The sequence below is a fragment of the Sphingobacterium sp. 18053 genome (genome assembly GCF_902706145.1).
GTDB lineage: Bacteria > Bacteroidota > Bacteroidia > Sphingobacteriales > Sphingobacteriaceae > Sphingobacterium > Sphingobacterium paramultivorum.
This window is the reverse complement of record NZ_CACSJW010000002.1, coordinates 736,663-755,977: the sequence shown is the minus strand read 5'-3', so window position 1 is coordinate 755,977 and position 19,315 is coordinate 736,663. Positions and strand designations below refer to the sequence as shown.

Sequence of the window (19,315 nt, the reverse complement as noted above, 5' to 3'; positions counted from 1 at the left end):
GACGATGCCAATGCATAACTGGGGCTTGACCATATCCCAACTTTATATTAGATTTGGGGATAGACTCAAACTAGAAAGAGGTTTTTAAGATTTTAATCCAATGACACAGTTGACGTTACACTCCCATAATTTATTAGATTACTGGCGTCATTTATGACGCCAGTAATCTAATATATCATCAAAAAGGAATTCTGAGATAATAGACTTTAATCTTCTTCTGTATAAAAATCAATTAATGAAGATATATAAGGATCTTCCCATCCATCCGAGATATTTTCAAAGTCTTCATCAGGTATATTCGTTTGCCTAATTTCCAAGGAAGTCCCTTTTTTATGTTCATGCAACTTTAATGTAACAATAGAAGGGCTGTCTGTTTCACCGAAATACCATTCTTGTACAATTTTTGTCGATGGTTCTAGTTCCAAGAATCGGCCAGTTATAGCACCATCCCACAAAGAGAATTCTCCATTGACAGTAGGGTCTATTGACACAAGGTCCCCTGTCCAAAGACGAGCGGTAATTTCGGTCGTTAATGCAAGATACAGTTCCTCTGGAGTCGCAGGAATAATAGCATATTTCTTGAATTCTTTCATGGTGCAAAGTTACTCTTTCTTGTAATTTACCACTTATTTTGACTTCATTTTTATTTATCTTAATTTTATCGCAAACTATTGGGACAACATGAGTAATTTTCTGCCAAATTCTTTAGTGAAAAAGTTAGGAGTGAATCCGCTATTTGATACTGATGCATTTATTAAGATACATGAGGAAGGTATTCGGGCGACAGCAATACGCCTAAACCCTAATAAATTAGAAGATTGTCCGTTTCCTAATGCAGGGCAAGTTCCCTGGTGTAATGTGGCTTATTATCTTCAGGATCGTCCAGTGTTTACGTTAGATCCATTATTTCATGCTGGAGCATATTATCCACAAGATGCTTCTTCCATGTTCATCGATCATATCATTCGAAGTTTGAAGTTACATGAGGGGAGTATTCGGGCGTTGGATTTATGCGCCGCACCAGGAGGAAAGTCTACCTTATTAAACAGTAGCTTACATCCGGAATCACTCTTGGTTGCAAATGAAATTATTAAAACAAGGGTTACAATCCTGCAAGATAACTTAATGAAATGGGGAAATGCGAACACAGTAACTACAAATAATGATCCTGCAGCGTTTAATCGTCTTCCTGGATACTTCGATTTGATGGTTGTTGATGCGCCATGTTCTGGATCTGGAATGTTTAGAAAAGATGCCGATGCCATCGATGAATGGTCCGAAGCTAATGTTAAGCTTTGTAGCGAAAGACAACAACGGATTTTGGTTGAAAGCTTGAGCGCTTTAAATAGAGGCGGATATTTGTTTTATTCAACCTGTTCTTATTCACCGGAAGAAAATGAAGATATTGTCGATTGGCTATTGGATAGCGGCGATTTTGAATCTGTTGAAATAGCTATTGAAGAGCATTGGGGAATTGATCATACAAATTCTAATAAGCATCGTGCACACGGTTATCGATTTTACCCGCATAAATTAGGTGGAGAGGGCTTTTTTATTGCTGTCCTTAAGAAGGTTGGTGAACAGGAAACATTCAATAGAAAGCGAATTAAACCAGAGAAATCAGATGTACCCAAAGGAATTTTAGATAACTGGATTTCGGATAGTACTAGCTTTCATACTTTTCTTCATCATGAGGATGTATATGTTTTCCCAAAAATGTACGAACATGATCTAAAGTATCTTCAAAATGTACTTTATCTTAAGAATGCGGGAACGAATGTCGGCAAGCTTAGCAGAAAGGAGCTAATACCAAGCCATGCACTGGCTTTGAGTAATCATTTGACCAAAGACTTTCAATCGGTAGAATTGTCGCTTGAAGATGCGCGTAATTACCTTAGAAAGGAAAATATAGCTGTGGATACGATTGGCGAAAGTCTTCAAGGATGGACAATAGCAATTTTTGAAGGTAAACCTTTAGGCTGGATGAAGGTATTGACCAACCGAATCAATAACTATTATCCAAAGGAATTGAGGATTGTAAATTTATAAAATTTAGAAGCATTGAACGCGGAGAGTATGTTTATAAAAGTTGCGCTTAGGAAAGGCTCACTATAATTGAACAGATATCTTTAGCAACTTCTTCTTTCGATTTTAGGCTAAACTCACGGGTATTTCCAGACCGATCGATTATAGTGACTTTATTAGTATCTGTTGCGAAGCCGGCTCCTTTATCCTGCATGGAATTGAGCACGATAAAATCCAGGTTTTTTCGAATCAATTTGCCTTTCGCGTTTTCGAGCTCATTATTGGTTTCCAATGCAAACCCAACGAGTAATTGGTTTTCTTTCTTTTTAGCCCCTAAAGTTGCCAGAATATCTACCGTTTTTTTCAGCTCAATGGAGAATTCGTTTTCTTTCTTTTTTATTTTTTGGCTAGCAACTTCAACTGGTGTGTAGTCTGCCACAGCAGCACTCATCACAACAATATCTGCGGCTTCAAAATGTTCTTCACAGGCATGTAACATCTCAGCTGCCGAGGTTACTGAAATGGTATCGACGCCTTTGGGTAGTTTAAGGGCGCTGGGGCCTGATACTAGCGTGACGTCTGCGCCAAGTTCTTCAAGTTGTGTGGCTATAGCATAGCCCATTTTTCCACTTGAATGATTGCCAATGAATCGGACTGGGTCTATAGCTTCATAAGTAGGACCTGCAGATACTAACGCTTTCTTTCCTGCTAAGGGTAGTCCTTTCTCCGAAAATTTGACTAAGAAATCCAGTATTTCTTCTGGTTCCGCCAAACGTCCCTCACCCACTAGGCCACTAGCCAATTCCCCTTTTCCCGGAGGAATTAGGATATTGCCATAAGAACTAAGCTTATTGATATTGGATTGTGTGGACGGGTGTTTCCACATATCTAAATCCATTGCTGGAGCGAATAGCACCGGACATTTCGCTGATAGATACACGGCAGTTAGGAGGTTGTCACAAAATCCATTGGCCATTTTGGCCAGTGTATTTGCCGTTGCGGGAGCGACTAAAATGTAATCCGCATTTAAGGCAATTTCGACATGATTATTCCATTCCCCGGTATTCGGCTGATAATAATCAATTAAAACAGGATTTTTGGAAAGAGTGGAAAGCGTAAGCGGGGTAATAAAGGCTGTCGCTTCTTTTGACATGACTACGTTAACTCGGGCATCTGCTTTTAGTAAAAGGCGGATGAGGGATGCAATCTTGTATGCGGCAATACTGCCGCATACAGCAATTACAATATTTTTCCCAGCTAAAGCCATTGTTTAAGGATTAGTCCTGCTCTTTTGAAGGATTTCTGTAGTACACTTTATCGTGTAAAAATTCATCAATAGCAACCAAAGTAGGCTTTGGCATACGCTCGTAATGTTTTGAAATCTCAATTTGCTCACGGTTTTCGAATACCTCTTCCAAGTTATCGTTGTTACTTGCAAATTCGGCAAGTTTTCCGTTCAATTCTTCTTTAATGTCTACTGCAATTTGGTTCGCGCGTTTAGAAATAACTACAATAGATTCATAGAGATTGTCAGTGCCTTTGTCCAATTGTCTCAAGTCACGTGTAACTGTAGAGTTTGGAATTGAATTGTTATTTTTTTGACTCATCTTTTTGGGTATTTTCTTTTTCTTTTTTCGCCTTTTGTTCTTTGATATATACTTCCTGCTCTGCAACGGCTTTATTATAATCCTTCACTTGAGAGAGGGCGGTTTTAATCCCTTTTTCAGAATTTTCACGAAGAGATTCTGCCTCTTTCATATGTTTGCTATTCGGAAAATTACTTGCGAAGCTACGGTAATAGTCCAAGGCATCATCAAATCTACTTTCTTGTTTCAGGAAGAAACTTTTGGATGCATAGATGTATTGTGCTTTTAAGGATAAAAACTCAATCTCTTCTGCATATTTTGTATCAGGGTATTCTTTTAATACATTCTGTAATGCGATGACAGCTGCCCTATAATCATCCGTAAGACCCATGTCATAGTACAGTCTTGCATTAGCAAATGCTTTAAGCTCAAGCTTATCTCTTAATTTCTGAATAAGATCTGCAGCTTCTTTGGACCGCTCCGATTCGGGATAGAGATTGACAAAGAGCTGTAATGCATCAATTGCTTTTCTTGTATTTGCTTGATCTAAGGTTGATCTCGGAGAATCCAAGTAATAGCAATAGGCATGCATAAACCGACATTCCTCTGCTCGTGCACTGTTTGGATAAACATCCGCAAAATCTTTAAAGTGAAATGCTGCAGATGTATAATCTTTCAGACGGTAGTTGGCAAATGCCAAATAATAGTAAATATTTTCTGCTTCAGCTTGTCCACGGAACTTGGTCCGCAAGTCATCAAACAAAACTAACGCCTTTGTATATTTCTTTTTCTCATAAAGTTTTACGGCCTCTTCGTACTTTTGAGCGATATTATTGCTTGCGCGCAATTTCTCAAATTTACTTTTACAACCAGTAAATACCAATAGAAACATCATGCCGGCACAGATAGCCGCTATACGCCTATTTAAAAACATTTTACAAAGATAAGTGAATTTGTTATACTAATCAATTAAATTTTACTGTGCAATATAGTTTAATAATTATTTGATCGCAAAAACAACATTTCTTATTAACATTCTTTAACTCGATAGGTGCTATGAAGAGGGGATATTGTCATTTACTTGTTGTTTTTCCATTGGTAGCGAGGCTCAAAAATACACATTTTAAAATATTTGATTATCTTTACATATTACAATCATTGAATAGCATTAAGAGTATGACTTTAAAAGAAAAAGTTGAGCAAGCATTAGATACCTTGAGACCATATTTGGAAACTGATGGCGGAAATGTGAGTGTTGAAGAGATTACAGCGGATAATGTCGTGCGTTTAAAATTATTGGGAGCATGTGCTTCATGTTCAATGAGCATTATGACCTTTAAAGCTGGTTTAGAGCAGGCAATTAAGAGGGCTGTTCCTGAAATTACAGCAGTGGAGGCTATTAATTTAACAGATCCCGATTCCCCAGAAGCAACTTTACCCCCTGTTAATTAGTTGTTCTATTAACACAATTTAACGGCTAGTTCGGCTACTTTTGTTTAAATTTGTTCTATGAAGTTGCTGGTTTCTATATTATTTGCTGTATTTGTACTTTTTTGTTCCTCTGCTTTACATGCTCAGGAAAGGAAAATTATCCAGTACTCTGGTATCGTTACAACGGTGGGGTCTGGGCTTCCTGTAGGTTATGCGACTGTCACTAATTTATCTTTCCGAAATGAAGCATTTGCTGCAAATAACGAGGGTTATTTCTCTTTTGTAGCGCATGTGGGCGATACAATTCGTTTTACTTCCGTCGGTTTTGATCCTTTAGTTGTCACTATTCCTGATGTTCCTGGTGATAAATATACCGCAAATATCGTTATGCAAAACCTGGTTACGGAACTTCCGATGGTAACACCTTATCCATGGGCGAGTATCGAAGAGTTCAATCTTGCATTTATGAATCTAGACGTTTCTGAAGATAACATCGTGCGAGTAAGAAGGTCCTTGTCTTATGAGTCCTTGTCGGCAATGGCAGCTGTAATACCACGTGACGGAAATGAAATGCGTTCAATTAACAATGCGCAGAGCTTTAATACGATGAATAATAAAGTCATCAACCAACGTTATGCTAACCCATTGTTAAATCCTTTTGCATGGGGCAGCTTAATCCAGCAGATTACAAAAGGTAGTCAGAGCCGAAAAAGCTCTAATTATTAATCAGTCGCCTTCAGTTTATTGAGTTCTCTGACACTTAGTTTAGCGGAGAAATAGGAAACTAGACCAGAGATACTGGTGACTGTCATGAACACCAAAATGTAGTCACTCCAATTACTTACCATAGGGTAGCTGTCAATAATTGTATTTGCTCCATCTTCTACACGAATGATTCCATAGGCTGACTGGATATAGTTGAATATGCCGCCTATCAATAGGCCCAATACACACCCAATAATGCCGATCATAAGGCCTTCATAAAAGAAGATACGTTGAATTAGATCATTCGCTCCACCGAGACCTTTCAGTATCGTCATATCCTTTTGTTTGTCTAGTACAAGCATGGTTAAGGAACCTACAATATTAAAGATTGCAATCACACTGATCAAGGTCAGTATAAAAAAGACAACCCAGCGTTCAACACGTACATTTTTATATAAGGTAGGGTTTTGTTTTTCCCTATTCTTTACAATGTAATCCGGTCCTATTTTCTTTTGTACTGCTTGCCCAAATGAATTAACATCTACACCATCTTTTAGATAAAACTCGATCGATGAAACGCGCTCATATTCTCCGAGAACCTCTTTAGCAAATGAAATTGGTGTAATAATCAAATTGTCAAAATCTTGTTGATAGCGCAATACCCCTCCGGGAGCTATGGATCGTATGTTGAATTCTTCGGCAGGATTGGAAGAATTCTTTACTCCTTTTCTCGGAGAATACACTTGAATTTGTTCAGCAGAGTTCTGCATAGGAATTGCCAGATTTGCCTGTACGCTTGCCCCTATAATTGCAAGGTTAGTCGAATCATGGGTAAGTTTGTACTGACCATCTACGAGGATACTGTCTCCGGCCTTTTTACTTAGCGATTGAGGTTCGACGCCTTTTATATTTGCAATAAATTGTCTATTTGAATATTGCAGCAATACTTTCTCTTGTAGAACCTCTGTGTAATGAATCACATTGGAATCCTTCCGTAATTCACTGAAGACAGCCTGTTTACTGTCAAAAAGTTTTCCTTTCTTGGGTTCAATCTTCAGTTCAGGAGCAAACTTACTGTACATAGATAGTATCAGCTGCTCCATTCCATTGAATGAAGACAACAAAATGATTAAAGCGGCACTACTTACCATTACGCCAATTACACTAATAGAAGAGATGATATTAATGGCATTAACTGATTTCTTAGAAAACAGATATCTTTTTGCAAATAGAAATGGCAGATTCATGACTTTTATCCTCGGATAAATGGATTAGAATTTTTTTCGAAGCCAATCGTTGTCGATGGCCCATGCCCAGGATAGACGATCGTGTCGTCGGGCAAGGTATAAAGTTTTGTTTTTATGCTATCCAAAAGCTGCTGGTGATTTCCCCCAGGAAGATCAGTACGGCCAATGCTATTGCGAAATAGGACATCTCCCCCGATCAAGAATTTTTGATTAGCTGAGTAAAAGCAGATATGTGCAGGGGAATGTCCAGGTGCAAGAATGACCTTTAGCTCATCCTTATCCAAATAAATGGTATCATCCTCATTTAGAAATGTTTCTCCGATTGGGGAGATGTCATATCGGATGCCCATTTGAGGAGCGTAGTTCTGAACCGCTACTAAAATGGGTACTTCACCTTCGTGGAACTGCGGGAGCAAGCCAAATTTCTCATGGACAAAACTGTTCCCCAAAACATGGTCAATATGGCAATGTGTATTTAATAGGAGTGTCGGCTTGAGATTATTGTTTGCGATGAAAGCTAATAGTTCTTGCTGATCTTGCTCGCCATACATCCCAGGATCAATGATAATGGCATTTCCTGACTCGTTATAGAGTAGATAAGTATTTTCCTGATATGGATTGAAAGTGAATGTTTTGATCGTAAGCATAGTGGTAAAATTACAGTTTTTATTGATTTCTTACTATTGAAAGCTCAACTATTCCAGATTTCCCAGTTTTTTTCTGCTTGTAGAACCAGCATTTCATATCCGTTTTTGATTCTGGCGCCTTTTTCTTTACTTTTTCGAAGAAATGCTGTTTCCTCTGGATTGTAAATGAGATCATAACAGAGGTGGTTCTCAGTTAGGAATTCGTAAGGGATTTTTGGATATTCTGCCGTATTGGGAAATGTGCCAACCGGTGAACAGTTGATAATCACTGTATGGTCAGCTAGGATAGCAGCATTAAGTTCATTATAAGTTAGCTGGTCTGCCTGTTTGGTTCTGCTTACTAAAGTATGCATTATTCCAAGTTGATTCAGGGCATAAATGACAGCCTTTGCAGCGCCTCCATTACCTAAAATTAAAGCCTTCTTATCCGCCAGGGGATTTAGTAGCGGCCTTAGTGATTCCTCGAAACCATAAGCGTCAGTATTGTAGCCTTTTAGATGCGTTGCGCCATCTGATGTATGACTGATTCGAATACAGTTTACAGCTTGTATTGTACGAGCTTCTTCCGAGAGCTCGTCCAAGTAATCCATAACCTCTATCTTGTAGGGAATGGTCACATTTACACCATAGAAATCTTTATTGGAAGCAATTGTTGTAAAATCGGCTATTTGAGCAAGTGGATATAAATCGTAATCCACATCGGTAATATGTTCTTGATGAAATTTTTCTAAATAATATTTTTTTGAAAAAGAATGCCCTAACGGGTATCCTATTAAGCCTAATTTTTTCATTTGAATTGCGGAAAGTACATTGTGGGGATAGGAATATATCTTCATTTTTAGTATCCGGTCATTGCGTGGCAACAACCGGATGTGGCGCCTATTGTATGTTAATCTTTCGGCTTTGTATATTTTTTTACAATTTCAGTAATGATCTGATTCCCTTGTAGCTGCGGGAGGTAATCAAAAAGAATATGATGCTTATCGGGATCAGTCGCTAAGCCAAGCTCCAAAAAGTTAAGCGCTTCGTTGTATTGTCCATTGGCAAATAGATAAGCAACCACACGATAGTACAGTTCTGCTGCATTTGGATTTTGTGTGATGGCATCGGATATTACATTAATAGCTTCTTCAATTTTACTTTGTTCAAATAGAATTGAGGAATAATCGAGCCACGCATCTATATCTGTTGGGTTCAAAGCTACTACCTTTTTATAGGCTTCTTCTGCAAGATCTATTTGTTGTAGTTTATATCGGGCATCGGCAATCGCAAACCAGTAATCGGGGTTTGTGTCCTCTAGTTCCAATGCTTTTTTATAAAAATGAAGTGATTCAAAATAGCGTTCTTCGAAATCTAAGGTAACCCCAATACCGAACCAAGCATCAGCAAGCTCCGCATCTAATTTGACTGCCTTTTTATAATAATTGCGGGCTTCTTCCATCTGCTCAAGTTTTTCATAACATTCGCCTATCGCACAATAGGTATCAGCACTTGGTTGTTCATATTCAAATGTTTGTTTGTAAACATCCAATGCTTCTTGATAGCGGTCTAGATTGACAAGAGCGTTACCCTTATTGAAATAAGCTGAAGAGAAGTCTTCCTTAATTAATATAGCATAGTCGTATGCGTCTAAAGCTTCCTCAAACTGGCTGATTTTATGGTAAGAGTTTCCTAAATTGTACCAAGCATAGTAGGAGTATGGGTCTGAATCAATGTACTTTTTATAAAAGGAGATACTTTCCTCTTGTCTATCCAATACATCATAACAGTAGGCCAATTCATAGAGTGCTTCCTGGTAATCCATGTTGAGCTCAAGTGCTTTCTTTAGATAAATTATTGCCTTGTCATAATTCATTTGCGCTTGAAAGATCATCGCAATATGGAAATAGACCTCATCTTTATTATCTAATAGCGGAAGTGCTTTGAAGAGCTGTTCCAAAGCATTATCAAACTGGCCGATACTGCCTAATATGCCACCACGGATCAAGAAAATATCCCCTTCTGAAGCCTCTAATAATTCCGCTTTATCCAACGCTGCAAGCGCATTCTGATATTGTTGAATCGTTGAAAACAGTTGTGCTTGTTTCAATAAAAAGGTAATATCAAAAGGGTGTTGGCTGATAGCAAATTCGGTAACCTGTAAGGCCTTTACAGGGTCATTTTTTTCAGCATAGTAATCAATAATTCCTTCAAAAGCTTTGGAGTCAAAAAAATACTGATCCTCGTTTCGAAGCATTTCCTCATATCTGTCCACCGAGATTTTTCTTTCCTCGGGGTTTTCAAATTCAAAATCCTCTTCCATTCTCAAAAGTTTAAAACCAGTATTCTGTTACTTAATTCAAAATACTAATTTCTTATCTAATTTGTTCGAACTAATTTTCCACAAATCGGATATCCTCCACAAAGTTAAGGATAAATACGGGTAAAATAAAAAAAGCCGGCTTTAAAGCCGGCTCTTATTATAATGTATAAGTTATATACGATTATTTTTTGATCTCAACACGACGGTTTTGAACGCGACCTTCCTCAGTAGCATTAGATGCAACTGGGTTTTTCTCTCCGTAACCTTTAGCTGTGATGCTTGATGAAGAAACACCAGCATTTACTAAATATTGTTTTACAGAGTTAGCACGGTCTTTAGATAAAGTCATGTTATAAGCATCAGAACCTTCTGCAGATGCATAACCATCTAATTGTACAGCTGAATTGTTATCACGTAACTCTTTAGCCAATTTGTCTAATGTAGAGTAAGATGAAGTTTTCAATACTGAGCTATCAAATTCGAATTGAATTGGAGCGTAGTAACCGTTAGAAGCTACAGTTTCAATAACTGGCTCTGGGAATTTGATTGGACATCCTGAACCATCTACTGGAGTACCAGCTGGAGTACCAGGACATTTGTCAAATTTATCAGATACACCGTCACCATCAGCATCAGCGCTTAATGTGTTAACAGTACCTTCTAAAGTGCTTACACGTTGTTTCAATGCTTCAACTTCGTTTCTCAATGAAGGATCTTTCAACTCATCGTACAATGTCGCAACCGGGTTAGCAAAAGTCAAGTTTTGTTTGTCTTTCGAACCTAAAGTGAATTCTAAACCAGCCATAACTGAAGAGAATTTACCTTTGTAAGAAGATTGACGAGCTGGACCGTAGATTTGATCATCCGTAAAGTTCATTGTGTAACCTAAGTTCAACGCAACAACTTCAGATAATTTGAATTTAGCACCAACACCTACAGGAACGAAAGCTGTCAATTTGTTGTCGCGATCGTTTTTGTCTTCGCGGTCACCAACGATACCTTCACCCCATTTACCTTTGTTGTCATAAACAACTGTTCCTGAGAAATCATTGTTTGCGTATTGAACAGGGTTGTAAGCCATAGCTCCCAAACCTACTTTAGCGTAGAAGTTAACCGAATTCTCTCTTCTTAAGAAATCGATTGTACCCAATTGGAATACACCGTTTAAGCTAGCAGCCCAGTTTACACTAGTTTCTACTGAACGAGCGCCTAATTTGTTTTCAATAGCACCACTAGGACCAGAAAGATCATGGTTGTAAGTTTTGATCTTACCACGGTTAGCTTCAACTTCTAAACCAAATAAGTGAGAGAATTGTTTACGTACTGTCAAACCATAGTACTCACCTACTTTATTTTGGAAGTAACCTACTTTTTGACCAAAAGCGTTACCACCACCGATTACGTTGTTCGGTGTAGTGATACCACCTTGAACTCCGATAGACCAAGTTCTGTATTGTGATCTACCACCGAATACTTGTTGAGCTTGTGCTGTACCAGCGAAACCTAAAGCGGCAACTAATGTAGCAGCAACAGCTGTTTTTTTAATTGTAGAATAGTTCATACTCTTGTTTTTAAGGTTATTATTAATTTTAATTGTTTTCAAACTTAATTATTGTATTAACACATGGAACAGTACAATTGCCGTGCCAAAGTCTTAAAATTATGTTAAAATTTTGTTTTTGCTATATTTTGTACTAAATTAAGTATTTAATGTGAAACAACAAAACAAAAATCCGGTACGAAAGTACCAAATTTTTGTTTTGTTTCAATAGGTTTAAGAAAAAAATTAAGTATTTTTTTTCTAAAGCAAATAATGTACGACCAATAACGACAATGCGCCCAACAAAGCTGAAACTGGAATTGTCAATATCCAAGCCCATAACAAGCTGATTGTTACCCCCCAACGTACTGCTGAGACACGTTTGACAACACCAACACCGATGATTGCACCTGTAATGGTATGCGTTGTTGAGGCTGGTATTCCAAAATGTTCTGTGATACCCAAGGTGACAGCTCCTGCAGATTCAGCACAAACACCTTCCAAGGGTGTTACTTTTGTAATCTTGGTTCCCATCGTTTTGACAATTTTCCATCCACCGCTCATTGTTCCGGCAGCGATTGCTGCGTAACAAGTCAATGGAATCCACTCTGGCATGTGTTCAGTCGTTGGGACATAACCTCCAGCTACCATAGCGACAAGGATAATTCCCATTACTTTCTGTGCATCATTACCTCCATGTGCAAAGCTCAAAGCCGCCGAAGAAACAAGTTGCAATATCTTGAACCATTTTTCGGCAACACTTGGACGGGAGTTTTTCGCCAGATTGATTACAATTAATGTGATGATAACCGATATCGTCATACCTATGATAGGCGCAAGTACGATAAATGCAATAATCTTTAAGGTAGCATCAATGTTGATAGCGTGAATAGGATCTGCGCCAAGGATGAAAGCGTAAGCCATACCCGATCCTGCAAAACCTCCAATAAGTGTATGGGACGAACTTGATGGTACACCATAGTACCATGTAAATAAGTTCCAACCAATTGCTGCAAGTAATCCTGCAAAAATAACTTCTAAGGTAATGTATTCTTCCAATACTGTTTTTGCAATGGTATTGGCTACTTTATGATCTGTAAAGTAGAAGTAAGCTGCAAAGTTGAATATCGCAGCCCATAAGACGGCCATTGCTGGCGTTAAAACTTTTGTTGATACAACTGTCGCAATAGAATTGGCAGCATCATGGAATCCATTGATGTAGTCAAAGGCAATCGCAAGGACAATCACAACAACGAGTAATGTTGACATCATAATCTCGTAGAATTTTTGTGCACTTAAATCGAATGATTATGCGTTTTTAACTAGAATGCTTTCTAATACGTTAGCAACATCCTCACATTTATCGGTTGCATCTTCCATTGCAGATAACACTTCTTTGTGTTTAATTAATGAAATTGCATCTTTTTCAAATTCAAAAAGGTCAGCTACAGCTTTATCGAAGATATAATCGGCTTTGTTTTCTACGCTATTGATGCGAACACATGAATCCGTAATATTCCGGATATTTTTCAAATCTCTAAGCTCATGAATAGCTTTTGATACATGTTCGGTAGCTTCAACCAGTAAATCAGCAATTTCAATCATTGGCTCAGTGGCTTTTTCAACCTTGTAAAGGTCCATTCTATTGGCGGCACCGTGTATAAAATCTGCGACGTCGTCCAATGAACTTGCCAAAGAGTGTATATCTTCGCGGTCAAAAGGAGTGATAAAGTTCTTCCCCAGCTCCAAATGAATTTGATGCGTAATGTTGTCGCCTCTATGTTCCAAATCTTCCACTTTGCGTGTTAATTCCTTTTTCTTTTCAGGGTTGCTTGAGTTAACAATATCTTTTAACAACTTTGACATCTCGATCAAGTTGTTGCCGGCTTGTTCAAACAAAGGGAAGAATTTTTTATCCTTTGGAACGAAGTATTGAAAAATGCTATTTAAAGACATATCTTAAATTTATTTTTGCAAAAATAATACCTTAATGTTAAGTTAATGTTAACATTGATTTTGTTTAAACACAAAAGTGTCATCAATTGTTTAATTTCCTGACTGAACTTTTTGTAAAGTAAAGCCAAATGTTGTCCCAATGCCTTCTGTACTACGGACATTGACGTTTTGCTGATGTGCTTCGACAATATGCTTTACGATAGCCAATCCTAATCCTGATCCTCCGATATCGCGTGATCGACTCTTATCAGTTCGGAAAAAGCGCTCGAATACACGGCTGAGATTTTTTTCTTCGATGCCATAACCGTCGTCTGTAATCTCGATAAGAACCTGTTCAAACAGCGGAAAAATCTTAATTTTCGTTGTTCCACCCTCTTTTCCATATTTCAGGGAATTGTCAATCAGATTGTATAATACCTGATGGATTTTATTGCGGTCTGCTTTAACCCAATGTGGTGTACCCGCTTTTGGCTTGAATTCTATTTTGATATTGTGCTGTTTAGCTTTATCCTCAAGAGAGTATGTGGTGTCTTTAATAAGATCAACGATATCGAATTTCTCTATATTCAGAACCATTTTTCCAGATTCCAGTTTGGATATCTCATCAAGATCCTGAATCAGGTAGTTTAGCCGGTCCAGATTCCGGGCAGCCTTATCTAAGAAGTTCTTGGCCATTTCCATATCTTCTTCTATAAGGCCATCCTGCAGGGTTTCAATGTAACCTTGGGTAGCAAATAATGGCGTTTTGAATTCATGAGAAATGTTGGATAAAAATTCTCTACGGAATTTTTCTTGTGATTTTAACTGCTCTATCTCGTTTTTTTTATCTTTTGCCCATGCTTTGACTTCGTTTTCAGCATCCGTAATAGGATCCTCACTGACATGTTCTCCGATAGCATCTTTAAGATCCTTGCCGAGTTTAAGGTTATGAATTAATTTATACATCGTATTGAGTCTACGATATATATATTTTTCAAATAGGTAGTTAAATAGGAGGAAACTCGTTACCACAGCAACAAAGAAAATGATCAGCGCTGTCTGCAGGTCATGTTTATAATAAAAGCTGATCGTGGATATTGCAATGCCGACAGCTGCGGAGTTTGCGAATAGTAATTGTTTAAAATTCATTTGCAGAATAAAAAAGGCCCCTGATTTGGAGCCTAAGTTACTTATAATGATATTAATAAATTGTTAAAATTTTCCGATAATTGTCCTTGCTCCAGTAACCTTATCACCAATGTTAACATTGATTTCAGTTCCTAAAGGAAGAAACAAATCTACGCGGGAACCGAATTTGATAAAACCAAACTCATTGCCTTGCACGACTTCGTCTTTTTCTTTTACATACCATACAATGCGGCGCGCTAATGCTCCTGCAATCTGGCGGAAAAGAACCTCCCGTCCAGCCTTATCTTTGACAACGACTGTTGTTCTTTCGTTATCTGTAGATGATTTAGGGTGCCAAGCCACTAGAAACTTGCCGGGATGGTATTTAAAGAACGTGACTAAACCACTGATTGGGTTTCTGTTGACATGCACATTGACAGGAGACATAAATATAGACACCTGTATCCGCTTATCATGGAAATACTCATTTTCCTCAGTTTCTTCGATAACAACAACTTTTCCATCCGCTGGACAAAGAATCACGCCATCCTGCGGGTTAACCACTTTTTTGGGACTTCTGAAAAACTGAACAACTGTAATGAATAGGAATGCTGAGAGCACATAAATAAGCCATTTAGCATATTGCGGAGCGTCATAATAATCCGCAACGGCATTGATAATGAAGATAAAAAGTACAGCGATCGCTAATGTGGTATATCCTTCTTTATGAAATTTCATATCTATTTATTTCTGCAAAGATAATTATTTACTCGAATTGTCTATTTGTCTTTCGATTTTAATTGAATGGGTATAGATTTTTCCGTCATTACCCTGTGTGATTCCGCCAGATACTCTGATAAGGTCGTCTTGAGGCTGATTGTCTTTATATGTAGGGAAATAGAAGTCAATACTTCTCGCAATACGGCTCAAAATGCCATCGAAAGGCTCGTCGCCGGAATCTGATATTAACTTAAGGCTCTTTAGATTAGCCATTCCGGTTTTCTTTACTTCCACTAAATAAGAAAAGTTAACCTGTTTGGTGATGTCTAGCCCGGTTTTATTGAGATTGTCGTTAAAACGTTTGGTTAGGAATGCATAAAAATTGGAATAATCATCAAAGCTGCACGACTTACCGTTAAATAGTTCCGCTCGTATAAAATAGTCATAAGGGAGGATACTTAGCGACATGAAATCCTCATTATTTAGGTCTCCATTGTCGTCATAGGTCGTTGTGAGTACACCATTTGCAAAGCGTTGGGTCATGGCGTAAACTGCTTGCTGACCTACATTGTAGAAATATGTATTCCAGTTTCCCTGCGGTCTACCGTTTTTCACCTTTCCTTTGCGTAGATAGAAATCAAAACCAAATTCAGTAAAGCCTTCAAAAGGAATAGAAAATTCATAGTTGCCTTCGCCGTCTATCACCTCCTGTTTGCCTCTGTTGTCCCAGTAATCTTTGATAAAATAGCCTTGCTCATTATATGTAATGGTTAATAAGGGTTTTCCATCGGGATAGTAATATTTCCAATCACCAGTCGGATTGTTGCTTTGAAAATTTACTTCCCATTTTAGCACTCCATTCGGATGGAAGGCTTTAAATAAGCCTTCTTTTTTACCATCTTTATAGGAACCAACGAGTATTCTCGATCCATTTGGCGCAAAATCGCGAAACTCTCCATCAAAAACTTGCTTTGCAAAATCAAATTTGCTCACACGTTCGATCGTTTTAAACTCACACTCTTTTGAAACTAAATAATAATATTTGTCAAAATAAAAGCGAATCAATCCCTGGTCTAATTTTTCATAGAATACAGGTTTGTCATCTTGTGCATGTAGCTTTGTGAAGCTACAGACACACAATAATAATAAGATATGGATGAGTTTTCTAATCATAACTTTAATGTGCTTCTAGCCAATTTTTGCCTTCTCCAATTTCTACGATCAAAGGAACACTTGTTTTTATAGCATTGGACATTTTATCCAAAATGATTTTTTTGAATACCTCGATCTCGTCTTTAGGTACGTCAAAAACCAATTCATCATGCACCTGCATGATCATTTTGCCAGATAAACCTCGCTGCTCAATTTCCTTTTGAATGGCGATCATAGCAAGTTTGATTAAATCTGCTGCTGATCCTTGGATCGGAGCATTAATAGCGTTTCTTTCTGCGAATCCGCGGACAGTCATGTTTGCGGAATTGATATCTCTCAGATAACGTCTTCGTTTTAAAATTGTTTCAACGTAACCATTCTCTTTTGCAAACTCGATGGCATCACTCATGTATTTCTTTATCCCTGTATATTGGTTGAAATATTCATTGATGATATCGGATGCTTCTTTACGTGATATGCCAAGATTTTGAGAAAGGCCAAACGCCGACTGACCATATATAATGCCGAAGTTAACTGCTTTCGCGTTGCGGCGTTGTTCAGAAGTAACAGCATCAAAATCCACATTGTATACTTTCGCGGCTGTTGCTCGGTGGATATCATGACCTTGGCTAAATGCTTCCATCATATTTTGATCTTTACTTAGCTCTGCAATTAGGCGAAGTTCAATCTGCGAATAATCGGCTGAGAGGATCACATTGTCTTCAGATCTTGGGATAAAGGCTTTTCTAACTTCTCTTCCCCGTTCGGTACGGATCGGGATATTCTGCAAGTTCGGATTAGTTGAGCTCAGACGGCCTGTTGCGGCAACCGCTTGATTGTAGGACGTATGAATTAGCCCTGTTTCGGGGTTTATTAACTCAGGTAGCGCATCAACATAGGTTGATTTGAGTTTTTGCATTTGCCTAAAGTTTAAAATATCTTGGACAATATCTGATTTATGGGCCAAAGCTAATAACACATCTTCACCTGTTTTATACTGTCCCGTTTTTGTTTTTTTCGCTTTAGGATCCAGTTGCAGTTTATCGAATAAGACTTCTCCCAATTGTTTAGGGGATGCAATATTGAAATTTACGCCCGCTTTCTCAAAGATGGATTCCTCGAAATTTTTAATGTCCTGCTCCAGTGTTTTTGAAAACTCTCCAAGTGCCGGAACATCTATTTTTACACCGTTTCGTTCAATTTCAGCGAGTATATATACCAATGGGAATTCCACATCCTGAGCGAGCTGCATGGTGTTGGTCTCGACAAGAAGAGGTTGAAATATATTTTTTAGCTGTAGGGTAATGTCTGCATCTTCAGCAGCATATTCTTTTATTTTTTCGACTTCAACGTCACGCATATTCCCTTGCTTCTTTCCCTTTTCACCGATAAGTTCGGTGATTGATACCGGGCTGTAATTTAGGTAATTTTCTGCGAGCACATCCATTCCGTGACGGGTATCTGGATCAATTAGATAATGTGCGAGCATGGTGTCAAAAAGGGGCCCCTGTACTTTTACACCATAACGTGCCAATAACAAAATATCGTATTTGATGTTTTGTCCTATTTTCTCGATGTTTGGGTCTTCTAAAGCTGCCTTAAAAATATCGACTATAGCCTGAGCACTCTCACGATCGGCAGGTGTTGGAACATAATATGCTTTTGCGTTTTCAAAAGAAAATGATAATCCCACGATGTCGGCAAGGTTTGCATCCAATCCCGTTGTTTCTGTGTCAAAACAAAAACTATCCAAAGAAGCAAGCTGTTGAGCGAGCGCTATTTGTTTTTCCGTTGTATCAACCAAAACATAGTCATGTGCTGTATTATGTATGTTATTTATGGCAGCATTTTCGACGCTAATTTCAGTAACAATTTCGGTCGTGGTAATTGTCGTTGTTGTTGTCGAAAATAGATCCATTTGTCCATTTGTAGGGCTGCTCTTGTCAAGGACAGAGAAATCTTCGCCGAAAACTCGTTTTCCAAGTGTTCGGAATTCTAATTCAGCAAATAGTGGTTCAAGGATTTCTTTGTTTGGATCTTCCAGTTCTAGCGATTTTTCATCGAGTTCAATTGGTACATCCAATAAAATAGTGGCTAATTTTTTGGAAATGAGCCCTTGCTCTGCAAAATTCTCTACGTTTTCGCGCATTTTTCCTTTGAGTTGGTCCGCGTTAGCGATAATGCCTTCGACAGATCCGTATTCCTGAACAAGTTTTTTCGCTGTTTTCTCTCCAATACCAGGTATACCAGGGATATTGTCTACGGCATCACCCCAAAGACCGAGAATATCGATGACCTGGCAAACATCAGAAACTTCCCATTTTTCAAGAATCTCTTTGACACCTTGTACTTCTGCTCCATTACCCATGCGGGCAGGTTTGTAGATAAAGATATTTTCAGACACAAGTTGCCCAAAATCTTTATCGGGTGTCATGCAATAGATTTGAAAGTCTTGTTTCTCGGCCTTTTTTGCAAGTGTTCCGATAATATCATCGGCTTCGTATCCATCCATCGTGATAATTGGGATATTGAAGCCCTCGATTAAGCGATTTATATAGGGGATAGAGGCGGCAAGGTCCTCAGGCATTTTCTCACGATGTGCTTTATAAGCTTCAAATTCAATATGTCGAGCGGTAGGTGCCGCTGTGTCGAACACTACTGCTATGTGGGAAGGTTGCTGATTTTTCAATACATCCAATAGGGTATTGGTAAATCCCATGATTGCTCCTGTATTTAACCCTGTTGAGGTAATTCGAGGAGTTTTGCTCAAAGCAAAATAAGCTCTATATATGAGAGCCATTCCGTCTAGAAGAAATAGTTTTTTCACAAAATTGAATTTTAGTCTCCTTACAAAGGTAAGAAATTCATCAAAGGGTAAGTTTAATAAATTTTTCCGA

18 protein-coding genes are annotated in these 19,315 nt (G+C 38.2%); 3 read left to right on the top strand and 15 right to left on the bottom strand.

The genetic code is table 11. The features are described from left to right. Positions 1-206 precede the first annotated feature (206 nt). Entirely contained in the window at positions 207-593 is a 387-nt protein-coding gene (locus GVK91_RS07060; RefSeq protein WP_088163349.1) for an SRPBCC family protein, read from the bottom strand. 88 nt (positions 594-681) lie between these two features. Here GVK91_RS07060 and GVK91_RS07055 point away from each other — a divergent pair, with 88 nt between their 5' ends. After that, positions 682-2,049, top strand: coding sequence for an RNA methyltransferase (locus GVK91_RS07055; RefSeq protein WP_159727584.1), 1,368 nt, complete (start codon positions 682-684; stop codon positions 2,047-2,049). A gap of 46 nt (positions 2,050-2,095) precedes the next feature. Here the strand turns inward: GVK91_RS07055 and coaBC are convergent, their stop codons facing one another. Genes coaBC through GVK91_RS07040 form a run of 3 tightly spaced genes read right to left on the bottom strand, consistent with a single transcriptional unit; the run spans position 2,096 to position 4,545 of the window. Beyond that, entirely contained in the window at positions 2,096-3,292 is a 1,197-nt protein-coding gene (gene coaBC / locus GVK91_RS07050; RefSeq protein WP_153844536.1) for a bifunctional phosphopantothenoylcysteine decarboxylase/phosphopantothenate--cysteine ligase CoaBC, read from the bottom strand. 10 nt (positions 3,293-3,302) lie between these two features. Next, complete coding sequence (locus GVK91_RS07045) at positions 3,303-3,632, bottom strand: DNA-directed RNA polymerase subunit omega (protein WP_075990346.1); 330 nt, start codon at positions 3,630-3,632, stop codon at positions 3,303-3,305. After that, positions 3,616-4,545: an outer membrane protein assembly factor BamD gene (locus tag GVK91_RS07040; RefSeq protein ID WP_153844535.1), complete on the bottom strand. Its 930-nt coding sequence runs from the start codon at positions 4,543-4,545 to the stop codon at positions 3,616-3,618. The genes GVK91_RS07045 and GVK91_RS07040 overlap by 17 nt, the downstream gene beginning before the upstream one ends. Positions 4,546-4,787: 242 nt before the next feature. On the opposite strand from GVK91_RS07040, the gene GVK91_RS07035 reads away from it, so the two are divergent. Together GVK91_RS07035 and GVK91_RS07030 are read left to right on the top strand one after the other, a co-directional pair. Next, positions 4,788-5,063: a NifU family protein gene (locus GVK91_RS07035; RefSeq protein ID WP_153844534.1), complete on the top strand. Its 276-nt coding sequence runs from the start codon at positions 4,788-4,790 to the stop codon at positions 5,061-5,063. A 57-nt stretch (positions 5,064-5,120) separates the two neighbouring features. Beyond that, complete coding sequence (locus GVK91_RS07030) at positions 5,121-5,768, top strand: carboxypeptidase regulatory-like domain-containing protein (protein ID WP_153844533.1); 648 nt, start codon at positions 5,121-5,123, stop codon at positions 5,766-5,768. On the opposite strand, the gene GVK91_RS07025 is transcribed toward GVK91_RS07030, so the two are convergent. The 11 genes from GVK91_RS07025 to polA all read right to left on the bottom strand — a co-directional run bounded on the left by GVK91_RS07025 (position 5,765) and on the right by polA (position 19,245). Continuing rightward, positions 5,765-6,994 carry an FtsX-like permease family protein gene (locus GVK91_RS07025; RefSeq protein WP_153844532.1) on the bottom strand — a complete coding sequence of 410 codons (1,230 nt, stop codon included), beginning with the start codon at positions 6,992-6,994 and terminating at the stop codon, positions 5,765-5,767. The two genes, GVK91_RS07030 and GVK91_RS07025, sit on opposite strands and share 4 nt — an antisense overlap. Before the next feature lie 5 nt (positions 6,995-6,999). Next, positions 7,000-7,641, bottom strand: coding sequence for an MBL fold metallo-hydrolase (locus tag GVK91_RS07020; RefSeq protein ID WP_153844531.1), 642 nt, complete (start codon positions 7,639-7,641; stop codon positions 7,000-7,002). A 44-nt stretch (positions 7,642-7,685) separates the two neighbouring features. Next, the gene (locus tag GVK91_RS07015; RefSeq protein ID WP_153844565.1) at positions 7,686-8,432 is read right to left on the bottom strand and encodes a shikimate dehydrogenase; all 747 of its coding nucleotides are present in this window, start codon (positions 8,430-8,432) and stop codon (positions 7,686-7,688) included. A 98-nt stretch (positions 8,433-8,530) separates the two neighbouring features. Beyond that, positions 8,531-9,943: a tetratricopeptide repeat protein gene (locus GVK91_RS07010; RefSeq protein ID WP_153844530.1), complete on the bottom strand. Its 1,413-nt coding sequence runs from the start codon at positions 9,941-9,943 to the stop codon at positions 8,531-8,533. 181 nt (positions 9,944-10,124) lie between these two features. Beyond that, a complete protein-coding gene (locus GVK91_RS07005; RefSeq protein WP_153844529.1) occupies positions 10,125-11,504 on the bottom strand; it encodes an OmpA family protein in 1,380 nt (459 codons plus the stop codon). A 240-nt stretch (positions 11,505-11,744) separates the two neighbouring features. Then, positions 11,745-12,755: an inorganic phosphate transporter gene (locus GVK91_RS07000; protein WP_046671636.1), complete on the bottom strand. Its 1,011-nt coding sequence runs from the start codon at positions 12,753-12,755 to the stop codon at positions 11,745-11,747. Positions 12,756-12,791: 36 nt separating this feature from the next. Next, the gene (locus GVK91_RS06995; protein WP_046671637.1) at positions 12,792-13,439 is read right to left on the bottom strand and encodes a DUF47 domain-containing protein; all 648 of its coding nucleotides are present in this window, start codon (positions 13,437-13,439) and stop codon (positions 12,792-12,794) included. Between the two features lie 90 nt (positions 13,440-13,529). Then, positions 13,530-14,567: a cell wall metabolism sensor histidine kinase WalK gene (locus GVK91_RS06990; RefSeq protein ID WP_153844528.1), complete on the bottom strand. Its 1,038-nt coding sequence runs from the start codon at positions 14,565-14,567 to the stop codon at positions 13,530-13,532. 63 nt (positions 14,568-14,630) lie between these two features. After that, positions 14,631-15,284, bottom strand: coding sequence for a phosphatidylserine decarboxylase family protein (locus GVK91_RS06985; protein ID WP_159727582.1), 654 nt, complete (start codon positions 15,282-15,284; stop codon positions 14,631-14,633). A gap of 24 nt (positions 15,285-15,308) precedes the next feature. Next, on the bottom strand, positions 15,309-16,439 hold the full coding sequence (locus GVK91_RS06980; RefSeq protein WP_159727580.1) for a toxin-antitoxin system YwqK family antitoxin: 1,131 nt from the start codon (positions 16,437-16,439) through the stop codon (positions 15,309-15,311). Between the two features lie 4 nt (positions 16,440-16,443). Then, positions 16,444-19,245: a DNA polymerase I gene (gene polA, locus GVK91_RS06975; RefSeq protein ID WP_159727578.1), complete on the bottom strand. Its 2,802-nt coding sequence runs from the start codon at positions 19,243-19,245 to the stop codon at positions 16,444-16,446. Between the last annotated feature and the right edge of the window lie 70 nt (positions 19,246-19,315).